Raw genomic sequence first — 21,926 nt, 5'->3', positions numbered from 1 at the left:
CTGTTCAGCTTACAATCAAAAGCAATTTATTGCCCAAACCGTTGAGAGCTTTTTGATGCAGAAAACAAATTTTCAATTTGATATTGTTGTTGGTGACGATTGCTCAACCGATGGGACATCCGAAATACTTAAATCATTTGAGGAAAAGTATCCGGATAAAATCAAAGTGATGACTCCTGAAAAAAATGTAGGTCCGCATCTTAACATGATTAATGCGGCTAATGTTTGTAAGGGGAAATACATTGCGCTTTGTGATGGGGATGATTATTGGACAGATCCTTACAAATTGCAAAAACAGGTTGACTTTTTAGAGCAAAATCCAGCGTATATAATCTGTTGCCATTATACGCGGGTAGTTGACACAGATGGGAATGAGCTTTATGTTGACCCTAAGCCTGTTCCATTGGTACATACTTATAATGACCTGCTTGTAGGGAAACAGGTGGAAACAAAAACCGCTTCGGTAGTGTATCATAATATCCCCGAGGTGTATGAGTTATTTGAAAAGCCCTGGTACTTTACCTGTTATGCGGCCGATAAAATGTTAAAAATTTTTGCAACATATAATACCGGCCGTAAAATATATGTAATGCCAGAGGTAATGAGCTGTTATCGTAATCATGTTGGCGGTATATGGAGTATGATCAGAGAAGAAGCCCGCCTGGAGATGATGATCAATGATTTTAACCTGATCATTAAACATTTCACCTATCGCAGCATCCGGAAGAAAAGATTGTTATTGCTATATTTAAGAAGATACTTATTATTTGAGTTAAAGCGGCAAAGGATACGTAAAGCTTACGATACTGTATTGTATCTCCTTTAGTCATTATTTGTAATCCTTATTTTGTTGCAGGCATTATTGCCTATGCAATCAATCTCCTGTTACCTTTTTTCTGCGCTATGGTTATTAAACAGCTACTAATTGCAGACAGGTGTTTTTTATTTACCACTCCGCCAAATATTTGAACAGTAGTTACCTGTACGTTACATATACTTCATTTATCATACCAGAAAGTGACATCGCTACATCAAGGGACATCGTCATTTATAATCTAATTTACCCGTAAAAAAGCTAAAAACAGTGAACAATGCCTATAAGAATAAAAGAACATTATTAACAATTGTATTAAACTAAAATAAATTTATGTATCCCCAAAACTTTACCATTCGAAACAAAAAAGAATGGGATGCTTATATGGACAAGTCTCTAATACACGAGGTTTTCCATACCTGGAACTATCATTCTTTAAATCAAGAAGGAGAACCTCTTTTATTTGTATATGAGGAAGAGGGCTTTTTCATTGCATTGCCTGTAATTAAAAGAAAAATCGAAAACTCTCTATTTTTCGACATGACTTCTGCCTACGGCTATTGTGGGCCGATATCTAATATTGATCTCTCGAGCTTATCGGTGCTAACAATCGCGTCTTATAAAACCTCTTTTGTGAATTTCATGAAAGAAGAAAACGCGGTTTGTATATTTTCAAGGCTGCATCCATTCCTTAATCAGTATAATATATTGGAAAGCATTGGCGGTTTACATGAAAATGGAACAACCTTATATATGGACCTTTCATTGTCTGTTGAAGATCAAAGAAGTAAATATGATAAAAGGCTTTTCCGCCAGATAAGAAAGTTGCGTGAAAAAGGCTATATCATTAAGGAACTCAACAGCCAGGAAGGAATTAAAAACTTCACTGAAATGTATTACAAAAATATGGATCGGGTTAATGCCTCACGAAACTATTATTTTGATGAGCAATACTTTGCCAATCTTCTTAATGCAGAGCATTTTGAAAACAAACTTCTTCTTATTTACGATGGACCAGAACTTATTTGCGGTGCACTTCTTTTATTGTCAAATAGCATTATCAGAAATCACCTTTCGGCAACGTCACCAGAATACTTGAAAGAATCCCCAAGCAAATTATTAACAGACGAAATCAGTATGATTGGAAGAAGACTTGGAAAAAAAATCTTCCATCTTGGGGGCGGAGTAGGTGGTAAAGAAGATTCTCTTTTTACCTTCAAAAGGTATTTCTCAGATTTACAGGTAAAAGATCATATATGGTGTTATATCAATGATAACACGGCTTATAATGACCTTGTTTTAAAAGCCGGAGTGGATGTTAATGCCGGAGCCAATTACTTCCCATTATATCGTCAGCCAAAAAGAAATACTCAGGCATATATTTCAAATATAGAAACCATGACTGCCTAAATTAACCTTAACCAATTAATAACATGAAAAATAAATTTACATATGCGGATGCTGACATAGCTACCTTTGATCAGACTATGGCTGATTTTGGGTGGATTGTTTATGAAGATGCGATGGATGCTGCTTTTATTAAAGAAATTACCGATTCATTGGTAAAGGCATATGAGGTAAGGCGCGAAATTCAAATTGCAAATGGGATAAGTGCAAACATGAACGGAACACTTCACCATCTTGTTGAAAGAGATACTTTTACTTTAAAATTTCTCGAACAAAGATATTGTGAAGATCAAATAAAGCATTTTTTAAAAGGAAATTACATTCTAAATTCATTAGGAGCAGTGATCAATTTAAGAGATGACAAGCCATACGTTCAGAATATCCATAGAGATATAAGAAGTTTTACAGGAGATTTTAAAATGATGATCCAAATGATGATTATTTTAGATGATTTTACCCTTGAAAATGGGGCTACCTATTTTTTATCGGGCTCTCATAAACAGGATGATAAGCCAGAAGACGATTATTTTTACGATAACGCCGAACGCGCCGTGGCAAAAAAAGGCAGCATTATTTTGTTTGACTCCAACTTATGGCACGCCGCCGGAAAAAACAACACAAACGGGAAAAGGAGAACGCTAACCATGGCCTTTACCCGTCCGTTCTTTAAACCACAACTTGATTATCCCAGGGCATTAGGCTATACTTTTGGCGAGGGGCTGAGTGAACATTTAAGGCAAGTTTTGGGTTATAACTCCAGGATACCAGAAAATTTAAACGAATATTACCAACCTGTTGAAAAAAGAATGTATCAGCCGGGCCAGGGTTAATTTTAAGTTCTATACGATCATACAAAACAAAAAAGCTGCAAATCATAAATTTGCAGCTTTTTTGTTTTGGTATTTTTCAAGTAAATGAYAATGAAGAACTGGGTTAGTTATTTGATGGGGTTTCTTTTATAACATCAATGCTCCACCTGTAGTGTATGATATTTGCCAATAACAATGACGCCGCCGAACATACGAATACCGAATAGCTGAACGGAGCCCTGTAACCGGCAAAACACAGCATAGACAGCGCAAAGCTCAAGGTTAACAAAAAGCTGCCCAGCGCTGCAAACCTTGTTTTATAACCTACAATAAGCAGGATCCCAAACACCAGCTCGCCAAGCGTTGCAATTGTAGCCAATATATTGGCTACCGAGTTGTTTACATAGGGTACCAGTGAATGGGTATATGTTACAAAATTGCTCCAGTTGCCCCACGCATTTCCATTTGTCCCTGCTTCGCCCAGGATGCCTAACCTGTCCATTACAGGGAGGATAAAGCCAAAGCCCAAAGCAAGGCGAAGAAATAATTGCGGCAGGTCAAAATTTATTTTCATGGTTTTGGTTTTAATCTTCCAAAGCTACTCGTTTTTAAAATTCGCTTTCCCGAACATGATATAAAATGACAAACTATCCAATAACCATTGAATGTTCTATATTTATTTGTTTCAAAAAATATTCATCATGAGAGATGACGATGAGCGTTCCCTTATACTCGTTAATAGCAGCGGTCAAAATTTCGATATTTTGAATGTCCAGATTATTGGTTGGCTCATCTAATATGATGATGTCAGGGGCCCGGTTACTTATGGTTAAGGAACAAAGCATCAATCGCATTTTCTCTCCACCGCTAAGCGCTTTACAAGGTTTGTCCCAATATTCTTTTGTAAACAAAAACCGGTTTAAGCGAATCTTTATATCATGCTCCTGCAACACACCAGAATTAAACTGTTGTGCCTGTTCATAAACGTTAAGCTTGTTGTTTATTAATGAATAGTCCTGATCAATGTAAATGGCCTTAACAGCAACGCTCTCCATTGTTCCTGACCGGGGTTTAAGTTCACCCAAAATCATTTTTATTAACGTTGTCTTGCCTGAGCCGTTTAACCCTTTAATAACAATACGTTCACCGCTTGTGATCTGAAAGTTCAATGCCTGTTTCCAAAGCAATTGATCATTGTATCCAAAATTAACCTCCATTGCAGTAACCAATATTTTCCCTTTATGAAGTGCCGAATTGTCAAAGCCCATCTTCATCTTGTCTACATCAGGCAATTCTTTGCGCAATTGATTCAACTCCAACGAAATGGAATCCACTTTTTCGGCATGAACACCCTTCATGCGTGAAGTGCTTTTCTCGGCATTGTTTTTAAACGTTTTCATGGAAATGGTAGGAAGCCCCGCCTTTTCTTGTTTTTTCTTTCCACGGGCATCCAGCTTTTGTTGCCTTTCCAGTGATTCCTTCTCTGTTTCTTTCGCCTTTCGGAGTGCCTTTTCTTTGCTCTTCAAATCCTGATTCAATGCATCGCTTTCAGCCATTTTCTGCTCAGTATAAAAATCATAATTACCCCCATAAATTGTTATACCACGTTTGCTGAGTTCGTAAACGTTATCAAGGAGATTTAATAAAGTTCTGTCATGACTTACCACCACTAAAGTATTGTTAGTAGATTTTATATAATGATAAAGAATGCTTCTGCTGAACGTATCTAAATGGTTGCTTGGCTCATCCAATAAAACTATTTCAGGTCGGTGTATACTAATCCCGGCAAGGAAAACTTTTGTTTTTTGCCCACCACTAAGGGTTCCCATTTTTTGAGACAGGTCCAATTCATCAAGCTTCCAATGCGTAAAAGCTTCTTTGCACCGTTCTTCAATTGCCCAGTCATCGTCAAGCACGGTCATATTTTCATCGGTTACATTGCCATCAAGAATTTCTTTTAACGCTTTTAATTTATCCTCGACCCGAAGGGCTTGAGCTACACTATAATTATTGTACTGGCCAAAAAGCTGCGGTATATAATATGGCCTTGAAGCAGCTTTGACATGTCCGCTTGTAGGAGGTAAGTTTCCGGCTAATATTTTCAGCAGGGTAGATTTCCCTGCTCCGTTATTGCCTATTAATGCAATTTTATCTTGTTTATTGATGACGAGATTTATATCAGCAAACAATAAATCTCTGTTGGGATGTATGTAAGTAACGCCTTGAAGAATAAGCATATTTAATTCCTTTAAAGAGTGAATAATTACAGGAACCTGTTATGATGGCTCTGTTTATTTTCCTGAAAGAAATTATTTATTACATATAGGCGTTCTTATGATTATGCGGGCAATGATAAGAAAAAAAATTGCTGTAAACAAAAATAATACAAGCAGCGAGCTACTGCTAAGCATTATATCTGGCAGCTCAGGATCCATCAATAATTTTATTTACCTGACGTTTCAGCAAGGTTTAATGTGATGGTATTCACCTGCGGGCTGATTCTTAATATACATCCGTTATCTGGTTTGGTAAAAAACCCTTCGACTGCTTTAACTGCATAGTTCATACCCTCAAACCGGCAATTAAGGCTTTTACCATTTACCCCGGTAAACGGCAGCTTAATACCATCCGCCGTATTCAGATCAAAAAACCAATTGATGGGCTTAGCAGTCACCAGTTTCATTTTAATTCGTTTCTCATTCAAATTAACTTCAAGTGTTCCTTCAACCGATGTTAAAGGCCAGCTAATACGCATTGCTGATGGTCCGGTTTTAATGAATTCAGGATCTTTTCCCTGCAATAATATTTCTTTTCCGTCAACTATTGCTTTTAACCGTAAACCGGCAATCTGATCTTTTGCACTCCATATATAGCCATCTACAAAAGGCAAGGTGAAAAATGCACATTCATTTGACGTAGCTGCCTGCGTTTCATACACAGATGGAAGTTTTTCATTAAATAAATGAATGTCCCGTATCCTCAACCCGCCTTTTTCCCATAACATATTAACCCTGTAAAAACGACTGTTAAACCATACCGTTTTAAGGTCACTTCCTTCTATGTCCTTACTTACCGAAAAGGACGTTGATGGCGTAATCCTGTACTTGTTTTTAAACCAGCGGCCCGATGCTTCCAATGTTTCTACCCTTACCTTATGTTCATCCCTAAGCCTTGCTATTAACGGCATCTGTAATTCAAGGCCTTTGGCCATGGCATCCCAGGTAAAAGAATTTTCCTGCCCGGCCTGCGTATAGTTGAATCCCAGTGCATTATCATCAGCGAATGTTTTGAAGAACCAGTTTACCCAGGTCGAATCGCCGCCCCCGAATTTGTAAACAGGTTCCAGGGTGATCACCCCTTGCCTGTTAGATCCTAATCCGGTATCATACTGTCTTACCGGGTCGCTGCCGAGCATACGAAAAATGGGTACAGGGATCTGGTTCTGCTCATGCTGGGCGGGCATATAGGAATTGAGCTTACTTGGATAATAAGCCTGGTTCCAATAACCACCCCATAGGGTATACCCATCTGTACCATACTGATCCTTACAATTTGCAGATGCAACGATGTGGTATTTTTTATACATGTAATTGAGGCTGTAGGCATCGATAAACCATGATGCAACCGATTTGGGATAATAGCCAAAGATCTTCTTAAAATCGGCCATGTAAACATCAATAAGTTTTTTTCGTTCCGTGGGAGTGTACCCGGTAGAGAAACCAATATTTGCCCTCCAATCCCAAGGATAGCGCCCTCTCCATTTCAGCCCGGCCTTCTCAACCAGTGGCTGAGGGATCTCCCACCAGGCACCTATTTCAAAGGAATCTTTGGGAAGACCAGCCAATAGTTTCTGATATCTTTTATCAAGTAATGCATCATATTGTAAAAGAAACGTTCCGCCAAGCTTGTATTTTTTCATGATCTCCACCTGCTTAACTACCGTTTGAAAAAGCACCTCCTGCGTAATTTTTGGATCTCTTGGCTCAAGCAAGCGGATAAAATTGACAATATTGATGATCCTGGGAGATTCATCATCATTTTTTAGCACGGGTTGTTTAACCAAATAAAAAGAGCACAAAGTGCTGAAAACAGTGATGCAGCAAAGTGTGATCAACCATTGTTTCTGGCGGGAATTTATTTTCATTGGCTTAATTATTTTTTTATTAATTCCAGTTTCACAGGCCCCAGCAATCCTGATGACTGCAGTTTACTGTTCGCATTGTAAGAGTTATGCATGGTCCAGGTTTTCCTTTCGTTAACCGGCAGGCGACTGTCGCCAATAAGCCGGTTTACCCAGGTATTTACAACCCTAATCTCCAGTTTATTTACGCCTTTTTTTAGTGCCTTCGTAATATTTATTTTATAAGGAGCCGTCCAGGTGCCGCCGAGCATGATGCCATTAAGCGTTACCTTGGCTATAGCATTCGTTGCTGCCATTGTAAGAAATACCTGGTCGCCATCGGTAATTTTATCCCACATAAATGAATTATAATACCTGGCAGCGCCCGAATAATAACGAATACTGTCGTTCTCATTGATTGACCAATCGGTGAGTGTTTTAAAGATCACAGGATTAGCCGGTCCACGCATGCTATGGTCAAATTGAACAGACCAGGGTTTATCAATCGTTATCGTTTTAACAGGGGCTGGATAGTTCGTATCAAAGGTGTTTATTTTATTTAAAATAGTATCTTTTCTAAAAACAATAAATGCGCTTTCCATCGGCTCCAATTGCAGCGGAATAGTAGTGAAGCCTTCACTTTGGCGATAAGCGGTAAGATTGCGCCTGGTGCCATTTAACGGATCCCACAGTTCCGGCAATTTGTTATTGATCCTAAACTCAGGTTCAATTTTTATAGTTTTTGTTCTTTGGTTTGAGATAAAATAAACAGCACCCTCCTTTAATTCACGATGAATAAACAGCACTGAATCGCTTTGTGGAATTCTCAAATCAGGTTTGATCTTAACCGCGTCCAGTGCCTCCTGCATGTTCATGCCACTCATCACCATACCTTTTCCAACACGGTTAATTTTTATTGCATTCCCATCAATGTTACCCCAAAGCTCATCTGCAAGTTGCTTAACTTGTTTATCCGCCGCAGGATAGTTTTGTAAACTTGGCGATGTTGCAGGCCTTGGGCCAAGTACAATAGCTCCCTGCTCAACCAAATTTTTAATTTTCAGCAACAACTCCGGGCGGATCGTTTTTAATTGCGGCAGTACGAGCATACTATAAGACATTCCATCAGGTAATATCAGTTTATTATCTTTAACGGATAACCGGGTTTTAATCACTTCAGCATTAATGTAATCAAAGGAATAACCCTGTGGTAAAGCAGGATCCTGAACGCCTGTCATTTTGGGGGCATCCTCACTAATGAAATAGGCCACATCTGCTACATACTTGCCCTGCTGCAGCATCAGGTTACATCTTTTGATATATTGTAAAAAAATATCCATGTCGTAAAACCAGGTATTTAACCGGTTAAATTCATTCCCGAAATAGGCATTAACACCCGGTGCCTTATCCTCGTAAGGCTGGCTGATATATACATGCAAAAGCGTATTGTTAATACCTTCCGTAAAAAAACGGTCGGCACGTTGCTTCATCATCGCCGGGTAACGGGAATAAGCCGCACCTGCACAGGTAAACGACTCGGCCGATACTTTGGTTTTGCCGTAAATATGAGCGGCTGATGAAGCTGCCCGGTTCTCGATGTTTCCCAGGCTCCCCTCACTCCAAAACTCCCCGCCAATTTCGTCTGACTGCCCTCCGTATTGCAGAAACTCCCCCGGGAAGCCCCAATGTCCATAGTTTTCCAGCCAGGTCGTGAGGCCATGTTGATGGCTGATCTCTCTAAGACCTGCAACATATTCATACGCTACATTATCGGCAATTAAACGGCGCAAATCCCAAAGAAAGCGGTCTGATTTCTCTGCGCTTCCAACAATACTTCCCTGTAAAACCGGGATATAAGGAGTAGGATCGTAGCCATATTGTTTTTCAAACTTTCCGATAAATCCGTCCGTCCAGTTCTGCCCGCCGGTTTCGTAACTATCTTCTACGGTTACTCTCCAGGTTTTCCTGTCTGCTGCAGGTATACGCCTGATGATTTCGCCTAAATATGCATTAAAATGAGCGGCGATATGTTCCTTGCTCATCTTATCCGTTTCCAGGCCAGTACCCTGTGGCGATGCAGGCCCGTTATGAACATTTGTTGGCGCCATACCACTACGCTCAATTACCCAGTTACCCGCAGGTACATCCCATTTTAAAATGCCATCGGCCGTCATGAATTTAGAAACATCAATAACTTTCGCCGGGTCAATTACCAGGTTGCTATCAGTTATAGGCTGCGGTGCCCATTGGTAAGCATCCCAGTATGGAAAAGGTGTTTGCCACATTTTTGCCAGCGTTTTTTCAATATAATTTTCAACAACAGGAGTAGCCGACAGTTTTACTTCGGCAATTCCACCGTTTTTAGAGAATTTAGTGAACACTAACCTAAAATTATTTGATTTACTTGCCGTAACGGCTATAGCGGCAGGACCATATGGTTTAAACCCAACATTGGGTTCATTGTTGCTGCGGTCTATTTTAAAATGCTTAACTGTTTTATATATACCATTTGTTTCTATTTGCAGGTCGCCTTCCAACATCATTGGGTTACGGTTGGGAACAATAGTTAAACTGCGAACAGTATATGGTTTACTTGCTGTAATATCAATAGTATATGGGCCAGCTCCTTTAAAAATTACGCCGGTAGTATCATTAAAGTCCATGATACTTTTTATGCCTGCGATAGCGGGAACCACATTTATTATTGGCTTGAGGGCCCGCATGTCTCTAAAATATTCGCTATTTACCGGGTAAGCAATAACTTTTACATCCTGAAAGTTAGGTTCAGGAACTGCCAGCAGCTTGTTTAACTTCAAAGGTCCTTTAACGTTGAATTTTGTTGACGTAAGGTATCGCATGGATTGTTCCGGCTTCACCCACGGACCACCAGACTGGCTCCATCCCGGGCTGTTGAATATTCCTATTTCAATATTCAGTTCGGTAGCCCGCTTAAGGGCGGCATGCAAAATATCCCACCACTCATTGGTAAATATTTTTACTTTTCCGGCAGGAACATCATCCTGCCAAATATTGCCAATGAATGCCCTGTTGATCCCAACCTTTTTCATCGATTCAAGATCACGGATAACGCCTTCTTTTGAAATATTATCCGATAACCAGTACCAGTAAATACTGGTCTGAATAGAATTAGGAACGGTCATAAATCCTGTTTCCAGGGCAGCCATTGGTACGGCAGCAGAAATAACGGGCACCTTCTTTTTTGTTACGCAGGCGGCAAGTAACAAAGTGCATGATAAAAAGAGGGCATTAACTGACCGAAGCCGTTTTCTATTCACTTCCATGATCTTCATTGCCTGGACATTTTAATTTCATACCCGTTCTTAACAGGTATATGTTTACCTGTTAAGAACGGGTTGTCCAGTATAAGCAAATTCGGCAGATATAACTAACCTATTGCTTTTTTTTCTTCCCAATTTTTGTTGCCTGCAGTTTCAAAAAGGGCGAGCCTTTACCTGTTGTAAGGTAAGCCTGCAGGCTCGCGAGAAACGTATCCCAGGAAATTGGATATCATTATACAAGTTTCCATTTTTGAGCCAACTCTGCATTAAAGCCATCTTCTTCTTTGGGGTTAGGTTCGCCTTTGCCGGTAGTAATCAGGTTGCGTAAACTGTTCTGTATATAATTGGTCCATGCTTCTCGGCATATCTCATAACATTCATATTGAGGAACCAAACCCGCGTGCGTGAACCTGACCGCTGTTTGATCATCTTTTCGCGAAATATCAAATACGAGTTTTGTACCTATCCATTCGCTTTTGTCTTCAGTAAATTTGAAATAATTGTCAAGTACCAGCCAAACCACTCTTTGATCCGGAACCAGTTCAATCAATTGCATTTTACAGTAATGAACATCTTTATAATGATAGATAAATTCATCATTAAGTTTGTCTGTACTTCCTTCAACTCCTTCTGACCACCATCCGCGAATGTTTTTGATGGCATTGATAGCTTCTTCCGGGGTCTGATCTACCAAAAAGGTAGTGGTGAAATCTGATGTTTTCATTTTTTTTATGGATTTATGTTTTATTCTGCCGTTACCTGTTTTTCAGGCAACTATAAAAGTCAGAAACTTTAATAAGTCAAAATTAGATGGATTTGCAGAGATATTAGCGTGGCAGAAATGACAATTAAATTAGTTGATATTGCCACATGAAGAATACCTTTATACTTATTGATCAGTTTTATCTCAAAGTATTTTTATGCGCATAGCAATACTTAATTTTGAACACGCTGTTGCTACCTGTGTAACCGGCCCGGCTGAAATATGGAGCACATTAAATCATGTGCAGCCTTTGCTCGCAGACAGCTCTTTAAAACATAATATAGGGATTGATTATATAAGAGCGTATAAAAAAAAGTTATGGCGCAAAGCATTAGATACAGGTAAAGAAGAGCAACTGGCAATTGAACAGGTATATGATCTGGTGATCATTCCTGCTATGCGTTCTGCAAAAATTGATCATGTTGTAAATCACGAGCGCATGCTTATTGACTGGTTAAAGCAACAGCACACAAAAAATGCTGATTTAGCCAGTATTTGCATAGGAGCTTTTTTACTTGCTGAAACCGGATTACTTAAAGGTAAAAAAGTGACAACAAATTTAAGGTTTGCTGATATGTTTCGACAAAAATATCCGGAAGTACAGGTAGAGGACGATAAAATTATTGTTGATCAGGGCAATATTTATACCTGTGGTGGGGCTTTTGTTTTTACCACTTTTATGATATACCTTATTGAAAAATTTTTTGGACATGAGGAAGCTATCACGGTGTCGAAAATCTTAATGATCAATACCCATCAGCAACCCCAGCATACATTCTCGGTTTTTCAGCTTCAACGGACTCACTCCGATGAAAAGATTATGGAAGCACAGATCTTTATTGAAAAAAATTATCAGCATACTTTATCAATCGAAAAATTAGCCAGAGAATACTACATGAGTATCCGGAATTTTATTCGCCGTTTTGAGGGGGCTACCAGTAATACACCTCTTGAATATTTGCAGCGTGTACGTATAGAAGCAGCAAAAAAGTTACTTGAAAACAGCAATGATAATATTGAGCAGATAGCGATGAAATGTGGTTATGATGACATTGGTTTTTTCAGAAAAATATTTAAAAGGCATGTTGCCATAAACCCAAAGGAATACCAGAAAAAATATGGAAAAACTGGGTTAACGGTAAATACCTATAAATAATATTAGTGCAAAATAGAATTACCGCTCTAAGCAGGCCATAACTACATGATCCTATAAAAAAAAGTCGCTCTACTTTCGTAAAGCGGCTTTGTAGCCTTTAGTGGTATAATCTCGAACTTTTTTCTCAGAGACCTAAAACGATTAATTATTACTATTCGAAATCGGCATCCAGCACTACCCTGTAGTTTGCCTTACCAGATTCCAGGTGTTCAATGGCTTCATTGATTTTACTCATCGGAAAATGTTCTGTCATTGGCTTAATATGGTGCAGAGCTGCAAAACGAAGCATTTTGTCCAATACGCCCCTTGAACCTCCGGGTGAGGCGGATACTGCTTTCTGTGTTCCTAATAATGCGACTACGGAGACAGGTATCGGCTCGAATATGATACCCACGAAATGTAAACGGCCTTTCGGGGCAAGCATTTCAATGATTTTATCCCAGTCCAACGGCACGGCCACCGTAATAATGATCAGGTTAAATTTACCCTTTAACGATGCCCAGTCACCCGTGTTCCTGCTGGAAACCACATAATCAGCCCCAAGATTCACGATCTCATCGCGCTTCGATTCCGTTGAGGAGAACGCAGTAACCTCCGCGCCCCAGGCGTGGCAGAATTGGACGGACAGGTGACCTAATCCCCCTATACCGAAAACACCGATCTTGTCTGTTGGCCTCACCCCATATTCCATCAGCGGAGCAAAGACGGTAATACCAGCGCAAAATAATGGCCCGGCATCCGCACTATCCAAATCATCAGGAATCGGTACAGTCCAAATCCAATGGGCTTTCACCCGGTTGGCAAAACCACCGTGGTTTCCCCAAATTGTAGCTTTAACTTCATAACATAGATGTTGGTCTCCATCAAGGCATGGCGCACAATGCCCGCAACTTACGTTATTCCACCCGACACCAACTTTTTGGCCAATTTTTAGTCCTTTTTGCTTGGCTACTTCTCCCATAGCCACAACCTTTCCCGTGATCTCATGTCCCGGAACCAAAGGAAATGGGATAGTACCCCATTCGTTCTTAATAAAGGATAAGTCCGTATGGCATAACCCGCAATATTCAACCTCTATTTCCACCTCTTCAGTGGTTAAGGTAGCCATTTCGTAATTAAAGGGTTTTAGTTTGGCGCCTGGTTCAAGGGCCGCCCATGCTTTTACTGTTGACATAACGAATTTTTATTTGTTTATAGATAATTGTTTCAAACCTGCACACAAAAGTTATTCATTACTGTTCCGGGCATATTCATTTGTATAAAGCAGTATATAACATTTGGGCGCCTGCGTTATTTTGTTGGTTTATAGATTATTGAGTATAAATTTAAAAAAACATTGATACTTTATATCACAATTTAGCGATGAAAAAAAATGCTATATAAGGTTCGGGATGCGCTTCACCAGGTTTCCAAGTAACTCGCTGTCCGAAGTCTTCAGACTATCCATAACAAAAAAAGCCTCCAACTTTCGTTGAAGGCTTTGTAGCGATGAAAGATTCTTTGAACACCTGAATTCGATTTTAACGGTTTTAGAAAATCAACTATTAACCGTTATGAATAGTTTGTGGATTTTTCAGCTGATGCAATTTTCTGAAAACCGCGGTGTGTAAAAATAAGATGGTGGCGGGCGCAAAAGCGGGGAACCAAACAAACGGAAATACAGTCATTTCCCGGAGATTACCATTAGCACCGATAATAACCGCAATCACAAGCAGATCAATGACGTCAAGTATGCCGAAAATGTTCCAGGCATAAACAGCAGTTATTCGCCATGGATTTCCCCTTGAAACCATCTTTGCTACTGGCAATGCCAAAATTGCGGTAATGATATCTCCCAGGCCGGCCGAAAAAGCAAATTTTGCAGGCAGAAGGTGATAGCAATAAAGAATAATAAAAAATACGCCAACAACCCGGAATACATGTACGGCGATTAGCGATTCGAGTGTAATTGACCGTAGTAATGTCTTAAATAATCCAGTATTGCCAATAAATCCAAATAAGATGACCATTAACGGCATACCAGCCCAAACCATTACTTTAGGCGGTAAGGAATTGACGTCAAACACACCTTTTAAGGCGAACACCGAAACATAAACGAGATAAACAAAGTAAAAGTCAAAAATACCGATCTGAATATTTCTTGATTTGCGCGGCGTCATGCCAGCGTCGAGCGCTGCCTGTTTTGCCGGTTTGGTAATGAAAGCGATTGAATAAAGAAAACTTGCAATAAATAATATGACGGCCCAGAGAGGCATGCCTGATACGTGATTTGCCATTTGATATATTGTTTTAATTAATAAGACAAAGGAAAATCAAATGCCTCAGCTTACACTTAGCATATGGCAAGAAATCAGCAGTAGGCTATTTTTTCGTAAACTCCTTTCTTATTCTACTTAACGAAGTGTCGGTAATACCAAGGTAGGAGGCGATATACTTTAAAGGCACGTTTTGAGAGATTTCCGGACTCGAATTGATTAAATCGTTGTATCGCTGTTCCGCCGTTTCCTGCAACATCGACAACATTCTTTCCTTCAACGTGCTATAGTTATTCACTATGTTCAGCCGTCCAAATTCACGAAACTCCGGGATGGTATGGAAACTTGCCTGCATATCATCGTAAGTTATATACCAGGTTTCACAATCGGTGATTGTTTGGATATATTCTTTTGCAGGACTTCTCTTGAAGAATGAGAGCAAGTCGCTCGTAAAAGTATCTTTTGAATAAAACGCAGTTGTTACCTCATTGCCTTCGAGGTCATACGTATAGGATCTGATAACGCCCTTCTCAATAAAATGAGATTCGCTGCAAACTTTGCCTGCCTCCAAAATATACTCATTTCTTTCAATTTGCATCGGCTTAAACTTGGCCACCACCTGCTCTGCCCTGGCCGGGCTCATTGGCAATACCTGTTGAATAAACTGAATTAAACTATCTTTATTCATCGTTTGCTTTGTGTGAACTCCTCTTTTACAAGTTAAAAGTAATAAACTCTGCCGAAAAATCCGGGTATCTTACCACTTTTGGCCTTCATTAACAGCATAAAACCGACACTGTGCGTCTTTAAATATGCTTGATAATCTGCATAAATCTTCCAAGTTATTTCATTGTCTTGTTTGCTAACACGGTCCTCAAGTCCACGCTCCCTTCTTTTTCCTTCACTAACAAAAAGCAGCTTAATTTATAGTATTTCTACATATCCGTTCGTTCCATTCACCCGGATCCGTTGTCCGTCTTTGATCAGTTTGGTAGCATTCTCCACTCCAACAACTGCCGGCAAGCCATATTCACGTGCTATAACTGCTCCATGGGTCATCAATCCACCAACTTCAGTTACCAGGCCTTTTATGGATACAAACAGCGGGGTCCAGCTGGGGTCGGTAAATGAGGTTACTAATATATCTCCATCTTCCAGATCAGCATCTTCCATGTTTAAGATTACACGTGCCCGTCCCTCTATCACTCCGGATGAAACAGCCAACCCTGCAATAGCCCCGGCCGGGAGATCATCGTGTTTATACTTACCTGTAACGATCTCACCATCAGACGTAATAACACGTGGCGGAGTTAGTTTTTCAAATAATTTGTGCTCGTCTTTTCGTTTGCTGATGAGCTGCTGATCCAATTTATTGGTGCGTACAACTTCGCGCAATTCTTCAAAAGTAAGATAATAGGTATCTTCTTTATCGCGAATAACGTTGGCTTGTATGAGTTGTTCGACTTCTTTCAGCAAAGCCTGCTTATAAACGAAGAAGCGGTTAACTATACCGTATTTTGGATATTCACGATAACCGACGAAATTCCGGATCAGGTCGATCATTGTTTTTGTTTCTTTTGCTTTTTGTTCACCATCCCGTAATTGCTTCAATCGATCCAACAACGTTTGTTCTTTCTTCAGAGCCTCCTGTCGCCCCTGTTCAAATTTTCGCTTGCCGGCCCCAGGTTCAAAGTTTTTGATGTTACCAAGAATCATATGGACAAGTATTAATGGTTTTTCACTCCAGCGGGTTTTCGTAATATCGATCTCACCGGCACATCGCATGCCGTATTTGTGGAGATAAGCATAAATAGCGTCGCGGGTTTCCTGTCCACCATCAAACTTAACCAGTTCATCCAAAAAGTTATCATCTTTTACCTGTTGTAAATACTCAATTACTTTTGGATAAGGGCGAATCACATCTGCCACATCCAATAGTTCCAGGCCCATCTCCGAAGTGACATTGTTGGGGGCAGATTGAGAAAGTATGTCTGCTACGTTTTTTTCACCTAACCATTCGTTCATCTTTTCATTGATCCACGCTGAAGCATTCATTGCAGCCATGATCACACCCATATGTTGTGCATGAAATATCATATTCTTTGATTGCTGGATGTCGTCCAGAATAAAATCAAACAGATCTGGTCCCGATTTCGTTTGGATGCTTTGTTTTAGCGCTTCTACCGATGTCTCACTATCCTTAATAAGATCAGAAACGATTGCCGGGTCGTTTCCCACTTGCGCCAAAATATCTGCGGACGACATACCCTTATTGCTTTTAACAAGCACCGGTCCTTTTTCATCATTTGGCAACGACTTTATAAAACCTCCCCGCTCTACTATGGTCAGCAATGCGTCTTTTATGAGCGGATCATGTTGTCCCATGGCCTCTAATAAATTTTCTCTGCCGGCAGGTGTAGCCAGGCTATCCGCAACATCAACAAACAACCTTCCGCCAGCCTTATACATGGGCCTACCGGCTCTTAACTGCCATAAAGACAATCCCAGCGGTTTCATGGGGTCAGTCATCATTTGCTGGTGGCCAACAGATATATAAACATGATTCTCCTGATCATTCGCTTCGGGGATCGGGTATAAAGTAGTGATGGGCCGGCTCTGTACAATATAAAACGTATCATCTGCCAAACACCATTCGATGTCCTGAGGGCTGCCGAAATGTTCTTCGATCTTTCTCCCTATGCGTTCCAGCTGTAAGATCTGCTCCTCCGTAAGCGCCTGCCTGTTCTGCTGTTCCGACTCAATCTCCTGTTCCTTCGTACCGCCATCTTGTAAGGCATAAATAGCCAGTTTCTTGGTGGATATCTTTTTATCGATAACCTTACCGTTACACACTTTATAGTTATCAGCATTCACCAGGCCAGATACCATAGCCTCACCAAGTCCGAAGCTGGCATCAATGGATAATACTTTCCTGTTACCCGTTATAGGATCGGAAGTAAATAAAATTCCTGCCACCTGCGGGAACACCATCTTTTGAACAACCACAGACAGGTGCACTTTACGATGGTCGAAGCCGTTTTGAAGGCGGTAAATTACCGCTCTATCGGTAAATAACGATGCCCAACACTTGCTGATATGCTTTAGGATGGCCTCTTTTCCAATAATGTTCAAATAGGTATCCTGTTGGCCTGCAAAGGATGCTGCCGGCAGGTCTTCCGCCGTGGCACTGGAGCGCACAGCAAAGGCATCTTTTTCATCGAATTTGGTGAGATAACCCGCAATCTCTTCTGCTATATCTTCAGAAATGAGGGTTCTTTCTATAGCCATACGGATCTTTGCGCTGATCTCGCTGATACTTTCCCGCTCTTCTGCCTTAAAATACGTTAATTCATCCAGCAAGCTGTTAAGCTCCTGGTTATCTTCGGTTATTTTTTTATAGGCTTCAGTGGTAACACAAAAACCCTCCGGTACCCGTATCCCCTTGATTCCGGATAGTTCGCCCAGATTAGCGCCTTTGCCTCCTGCAACCATAAACTTTGATCTGTCGATTTCCTGAAAACCAAGTATATGGGTCTTCATATTTTCTTCTGCTTTTTTGTTTTCCGGTATCATAATGATGGCTTTTTTAGAGATTGCAAAACCAAAAATATAAGGTATGATGTATTAAAATAACGTTTTTCAACTATATTTTTTTTCGCGCAATAAGGTGAAAATATGAACGTTATCCTTACAACAAGAGTAGTTGAGAGGGCACTTTATGTGCTATTTTTTAAGTGGAATTTTATAGCTACTCCGACCGAAGACTCTTGACCGGGTTGGCCAGCGCGGCCTTAACCGACTGGAAACTCACCGTTATGAGTGCAATCAAAATAGCGCCGAGCCCGGCTGCCGCAAATATCCACCAGCTAATACTTGTCCTATATGCAAAGCCTTGAAGCCATAGGCTCACTCCCCACCAAGCAATCGGAAAAGAAATAAGGGCAGCGATACCGATTAACTTCAAAAAATCATTGGAAAGCATCATTATTAAGTTAGTTATACTGGCACCGAGCACCTTTCGAATGCCAATTTCCTTTATGCGTTGTTCTGCAGCGTAGGTAACTAAACCAAATAGGCCAAGACATGCGATCAGTATTGAAAAAAAAGAAAATGAAATAAATATTCTTCCAATATTTTGCTCAGACTGATAGAGATGATTAAATTCTTCATCCATGAAGGAATAAGAAAATGGCTGGCCGGCCATATTTGCGTATTTTGTATGATATAACGTTCTTATTTCAGAAATAAGCGTTGACAGGTTTTTAGTTTCGACCCGAAAAGCCATAGCCCCGTTATCTAATGCATTTCTAAATACCAGGGGGGATATTTTACTATGTAATGAGCCCGCATTAAAATCCTTTACTACACCAATAATATGGAAAGGAACTCCACCCGGTCCATAAATAAACTTATTTACCGGTTGTTGGTACCCAAGCATTTTTGCAGCCGTTTCATTGACAATAACAGCTGAGGAATCTGTTAACATCTGTTTGGAAAAGTTTCTGCCATCAGCCATTTGCATCCCTAATGTCGGGATATAGTCCTCATCAACAGACCAAGTGGCCAATGCCATGGTCTGGTCTTTACTTAAAGACGCATCCTTTCCGTAAACTTGGGTGTAATTATTAATAGATGTAGGAAGACAAGACGTCATTGTACCTGATCTAATACCCGTCATTTTTATCACATCGTTTAAAAAAGATTTTGCATGCGGGAATAATGCGCTTGTGTTTTTTAATATCAAAACCTGATCGCGGTTATAGCCTAACTTTTTATTGCTAATATATTTTAATTGTTTGTATATGACGAGCGTACCAACAATTAGAATTATTACGGTTGCAAACTGAAAAACAACCAAACCGTTACGAAGCATACTGCCTTTAAACCCAACCGCCAGTTTAMCCTTTAACACTTTTATAGGTTGAAAGGCGGACAAGAAAAATGCGGGATATAAGCCAGCAATAACACCAATCACTAATGTAATTGTTATTAGTACAGGTATAAACCATATATTAGTAAGCCAGCTAAAAGTGATTTGCTTGCCATATAAATCATTAAAATATGGAAGCAGCAAAATAGCGATAACAAAAGCAATAGCTACTGCAAAGCAACTTGTTATGATTGATTCAATTAAAAACTGTCGAATTAATTGGGCTTTGTTAGATCCAAGAACCTTTCTAACCCCTACTTCTCTTGCACGGCCAGCAGACCGGGCTGTTGAAAGGTTCATGAAATTTATACAAGCGATCAATAATATAAAAATGGCAATTACAGTAAATATATAAACGTATTCCGCATTGCCAGATGGTTCCTGTTCATCCGTTAATGTGGAGTATAAATGAATTTTTGTCAGGGGAATAGTCACAAACCTAAAATGACCGCTGTTTTTTTCAATATCCGACAATGAACTATGAAGATCTCTCAACAAAATAGGTTCCGCATGTTTCTTTGTGGCTTCTTTGAGGTAATTGTCTAATTCGTTTTGAGTGACACCAGGTCGTGCCAACACGTAAGTAATGTAACTTATATTACTCCAATCAGGGAAATTTCTATCGGGTAATTCATTTATTGATTTAATAAAATCAAAATGCAAATGGGACTGTACTGGTGTATTTTCTATTACCCCAGTGATTTTATAGTCAGTTGCATTATCCAAATGCATAGTTTTACCTATTACATCTGTACGGTTAAAATATTTTCTCGCAATATTCTCTGAAATTACCAATGAATGACTCTGTGATAAAGCACTTTTAGCATCTCCCGCAATCATAGGTACTGTAAACACATCAAATAATGCATTATCTGCATAAAAACAATTATCCTCGCTTAAGGTCTCATTCCCCTTTTTAACTAAAATTCTCCCATTACTTTTAATGCGGACCGCATTTTCAATTTGTGGGTACTCGTTAACCAATATGGAAGCCATCGAAGGGGGGGTCTCGCGGGCATTAAATTGAGTTCCGTTCACTTTGAAGTCAGCATTAACACGGAAAATTCTGTCTGCCTTTAAATTAAACTTATCATAGCTTAATTCATCAATTACAAATAGTGAAATAAGGAAACAGATCGCCAAACCCAATGCTAATCCGATTATGTTTATAGCAGAAAAGGCCTTGTTCCTCCAAATGTTCCTTAAAGCAACTTTTAAATAATTTCTAAACATATAATTGCGGTTTAATTTTTCATAAGCCCAATTTGGCGGGCTTTCTGAACGCAATATTACCAGCCTTGTTGGTGACCGGGGTGCCAACTTATCAATTGGCACCTCTTTTTTCAAGCCGTTTTTATATTCCACCGGGGTTTTGCCGGTCATCTCTTTGAAAACCCGGTTGAAAGTCGTTTTGGAATTAAACCCCGATTCATAGGCGATACCCAGCAGCGTGAGCCGGTCGTAAGCCGGGTCCTGCATTTTCCCGACAACTTCACGCACACGAAATTCATTTATAAAATCGCTGAAGTTCTTATCCAGTCCCAGGTTAATGATCCGGGATAAGTCATGCGGATGGATTACCAGTTTAACCGCCAATGTGGTCAGCGTCAGTTCGGCGTCTTCGTAGAGCCGATTTGCAGCCACGGCTTCCTTTAGCCTCCGGCTTTTCTCCTTAGCATCTGATCTATCAGTTATTGGCATTGCCAGCTGGACACTACTATCCGGTTTCAGTATTGCGTCCGCGGCCATTCCAATCAGCACCAGGGCAACAGCCAAATAGAAAATATCGCTAAACAGCGATAACACGCAAAACGAACCAAGCAGGAGCAGCGCCCTATTCAGCCGCCTGAAAGCAAAACGGGGCCTGTCCATCAGCATCGGCCGCAAGCGGCTATAGAAATCCTGTATCAGCCGGTGCGACAGGTACAAATAGATCATGACCGAAATTAAAATCAGCCAGTCCGGCATCCAATACCCTACCAGCAAAGGGCAAAAATGCAGCATATCTTTCCGGCGGAAATGCCGATGCGGGTTTGTTAGCTGTCGCACATAAAAGTACAACAGCGGCCCCAGCGCAGGTAAAAAAATCAGTGAAAGCCCGCCAGTCTTCAGTGCCACTATGGCTAAGGCTGCACTTAAAAACAGGTTGGCTGTTTGGCCTTCCCTTTTTGCTAACGCTAAAAGCAGCGCAAGTGTAAGCCCCGAGAACAGGGTTCCCATGGAGGCCAGGTCATACAGGTTAATATGGAGTATATAGGGATTCAAGTAATTTAGATAACCCAAAGGCTGTTCCAAATTTACAACATATTGGCATATAGAAAATTATACGGCGATTGAAATATTTGCTGTTACGGAAGCGAACATTGGACATTC

General features: G+C 40.2%; 14 protein-coding genes. 4 read left to right on the top strand and 10 right to left on the bottom strand.

Annotation, left to right across the window (positions count from 1 at the left end; translation table 11 throughout):
- From AC1DRQ_RS06255 to AC1DRQ_RS06245, 3 genes are all read left to right on the top strand, one after another.
- Positions 1 to 826 (top strand): glycosyltransferase (locus AC1DRQ_RS06255; RefSeq protein WP_477422944.1); only part of this gene is annotated, 826 nt, incomplete at its 5' end.
- A 321-nt stretch (positions 827 to 1,147) separates the two neighbouring features.
- A complete protein-coding gene (locus AC1DRQ_RS06250) occupies positions 1,148 to 2,224 on the top strand; it encodes a GNAT family N-acetyltransferase (protein ID WP_477422942.1) in 1,077 nt (358 codons plus the stop codon).
- A gap of 23 nt (positions 2,225 to 2,247) precedes the next feature.
- Entirely contained in the window at positions 2,248 to 3,051 is an 804-nt protein-coding gene (locus AC1DRQ_RS06245; RefSeq protein WP_477422940.1) for a phytanoyl-CoA dioxygenase family protein, read from the top strand.
- A 103-nt stretch (positions 3,052 to 3,154) separates the two neighbouring features.
- Here the strand turns inward: AC1DRQ_RS06245 and AC1DRQ_RS06240 are convergent, their stop codons facing one another.
- The 5 genes from AC1DRQ_RS06240 to AC1DRQ_RS06220 all read right to left on the bottom strand — a co-directional run bounded on the left by AC1DRQ_RS06240 (position 3,155) and on the right by AC1DRQ_RS06220 (position 11,173).
- On the bottom strand, positions 3,155 to 3,604 hold the full coding sequence (locus tag AC1DRQ_RS06240) for a DoxX family protein (RefSeq protein WP_429398986.1): 450 nt from the start codon (positions 3,602 to 3,604) through the stop codon (positions 3,155 to 3,157).
- A gap of 73 nt (positions 3,605 to 3,677) precedes the next feature.
- A complete protein-coding gene (gene abc-f, locus AC1DRQ_RS06235; RefSeq protein WP_477422938.1) occupies positions 3,678 to 5,267 on the bottom strand; it encodes a ribosomal protection-like ABC-F family protein in 1,590 nt (529 codons plus the stop codon).
- A gap of 206 nt (positions 5,268 to 5,473) precedes the next feature.
- Positions 5,474 to 7,174, bottom strand: a complete 1,701-nt coding sequence (locus AC1DRQ_RS06230) for a hypothetical protein (RefSeq protein ID WP_477422936.1) — start codon at positions 7,172 to 7,174, stop codon at positions 5,474 to 5,476.
- An 8-nt stretch (positions 7,175 to 7,182) separates the two neighbouring features.
- On the bottom strand, positions 7,183 to 10,461 hold the full coding sequence (locus AC1DRQ_RS06225; RefSeq protein ID WP_477422934.1) for a glycosyl hydrolase: 3,279 nt from the start codon (positions 10,459 to 10,461) through the stop codon (positions 7,183 to 7,185).
- A 220-nt stretch (positions 10,462 to 10,681) separates the two neighbouring features.
- A complete protein-coding gene (locus AC1DRQ_RS06220; protein ID WP_477422933.1) occupies positions 10,682 to 11,173 on the bottom strand; it encodes an SRPBCC family protein in 492 nt (163 codons plus the stop codon).
- Between the two features lie 196 nt (positions 11,174 to 11,369).
- Here AC1DRQ_RS06220 and AC1DRQ_RS06215 point away from each other — a divergent pair, with 196 nt between their 5' ends.
- Entirely contained in the window at positions 11,370 to 12,368 is a 999-nt protein-coding gene (locus AC1DRQ_RS06215) for a GlxA family transcriptional regulator (protein WP_477422931.1), read from the top strand.
- A 151-nt stretch (positions 12,369 to 12,519) separates the two neighbouring features.
- Here the strand turns inward: AC1DRQ_RS06215 and ahr are convergent, their stop codons facing one another.
- The 5 genes from ahr to AC1DRQ_RS06190 form a co-directional block, all read right to left on the bottom strand.
- Positions 12,520 to 13,542 carry an NADPH-dependent aldehyde reductase Ahr gene (gene ahr / locus AC1DRQ_RS06210; RefSeq protein ID WP_477422929.1) on the bottom strand — a complete coding sequence of 341 codons (1,023 nt, stop codon included), beginning with the start codon at positions 13,540 to 13,542 and terminating at the stop codon, positions 12,520 to 12,522.
- Positions 13,543 to 13,912: 370 nt separating this feature from the next.
- Positions 13,913 to 14,644, bottom strand: a complete 732-nt coding sequence (locus AC1DRQ_RS06205) for a hypothetical protein (RefSeq protein ID WP_477422927.1) — start codon at positions 14,642 to 14,644, stop codon at positions 13,913 to 13,915.
- A gap of 85 nt (positions 14,645 to 14,729) precedes the next feature.
- The gene (locus tag AC1DRQ_RS06200; protein WP_429398994.1) at positions 14,730 to 15,311 is read right to left on the bottom strand and encodes a Crp/Fnr family transcriptional regulator; all 582 of its coding nucleotides are present in this window, start codon (positions 15,309 to 15,311) and stop codon (positions 14,730 to 14,732) included.
- A 236-nt stretch (positions 15,312 to 15,547) separates the two neighbouring features.
- A complete protein-coding gene (ppsA, locus tag AC1DRQ_RS06195) occupies positions 15,548 to 18,196 on the bottom strand; it encodes a phosphoenolpyruvate synthase (protein ID WP_477422925.1) in 2,649 nt (882 codons plus the stop codon).
- Positions 18,197 to 18,371: 175 nt separating this feature from the next.
- The gene (locus tag AC1DRQ_RS06190) at positions 18,372 to 21,425 is read right to left on the bottom strand and encodes an ABC transporter permease (RefSeq protein WP_477422923.1); all 3,054 of its coding nucleotides are present in this window, start codon (positions 21,423 to 21,425) and stop codon (positions 18,372 to 18,374) included.
- Positions 21,426 to 21,926 lie beyond the last annotated feature (501 nt).

The sequence above is a fragment of the Mucilaginibacter sp. P4_E8 genome, assembly GCF_056401495.1.
The sequence above is the reverse complement of the archived record's forward strand: the minus strand, read 5'-3'. Positions and strand labels throughout refer to the sequence as shown.

Bases quoted from the DNA above. Each gene is read 5' to 3' on its own strand.
- AC1DRQ_RS06220 (WP_477422933.1), bottom strand. From the start codon at position 11,173: ATGAAAACATCAGATTTCACCACTACCTTTTTGGTAGATCAGACCCCG.
- ahr (WP_477422929.1), bottom strand. From the start codon at position 13,542: ATGTCAACAGTAAAAGCATGGGCGGCCCTTGAACCAGGCGCCAAACTA.
- ppsA (WP_477422925.1), bottom strand. From the start codon at position 18,196: ATGATACCGGAAAACAAAAAAGCAGAAGAAAATATGAAGACCCATATA.
- abc-f (WP_477422938.1), bottom strand. From the start codon at position 5,267: ATGCTTATTCTTCAAGGCGTTACTTACATACATCCCAACAGAGATTTA.
- AC1DRQ_RS06215 (WP_477422931.1), top strand. From the start codon at position 11,370: ATGCGCATAGCAATACTTAATTTTGAACACGCTGTTGCTACCTGTGTA.
- AC1DRQ_RS06230 (WP_477422936.1), bottom strand. From the start codon at position 7,174: ATGAAAATAAATTCCCGCCAGAAACAATGGTTGATCACACTTTGCTGC.
- AC1DRQ_RS06200 (WP_429398994.1), bottom strand. From the start codon at position 15,311: ATGAATAAAGATAGTTTAATTCAGTTTATTCAACAGGTATTGCCAATG.
- AC1DRQ_RS06245 (WP_477422940.1), top strand. From the start codon at position 2,248: ATGAAAAATAAATTTACATATGCGGATGCTGACATAGCTACCTTTGAT.
- AC1DRQ_RS06240 (WP_429398986.1), bottom strand. From the start codon at position 3,604: ATGAAAATAAATTTTGACCTGCCGCAATTATTTCTTCGCCTTGCTTTG.
- AC1DRQ_RS06250 (WP_477422942.1), top strand. From the start codon at position 1,148: ATGTATCCCCAAAACTTTACCATTCGAAACAAAAAAGAATGGGATGCT.
- AC1DRQ_RS06225 (WP_477422934.1), bottom strand. From the start codon at position 10,461: ATGAAGATCATGGAAGTGAATAGAAAACGGCTTCGGTCAGTTAATGCC.
- AC1DRQ_RS06205 (WP_477422927.1), bottom strand. From the start codon at position 14,644: ATGGCAAATCACGTATCAGGCATGCCTCTCTGGGCCGTCATATTATTT.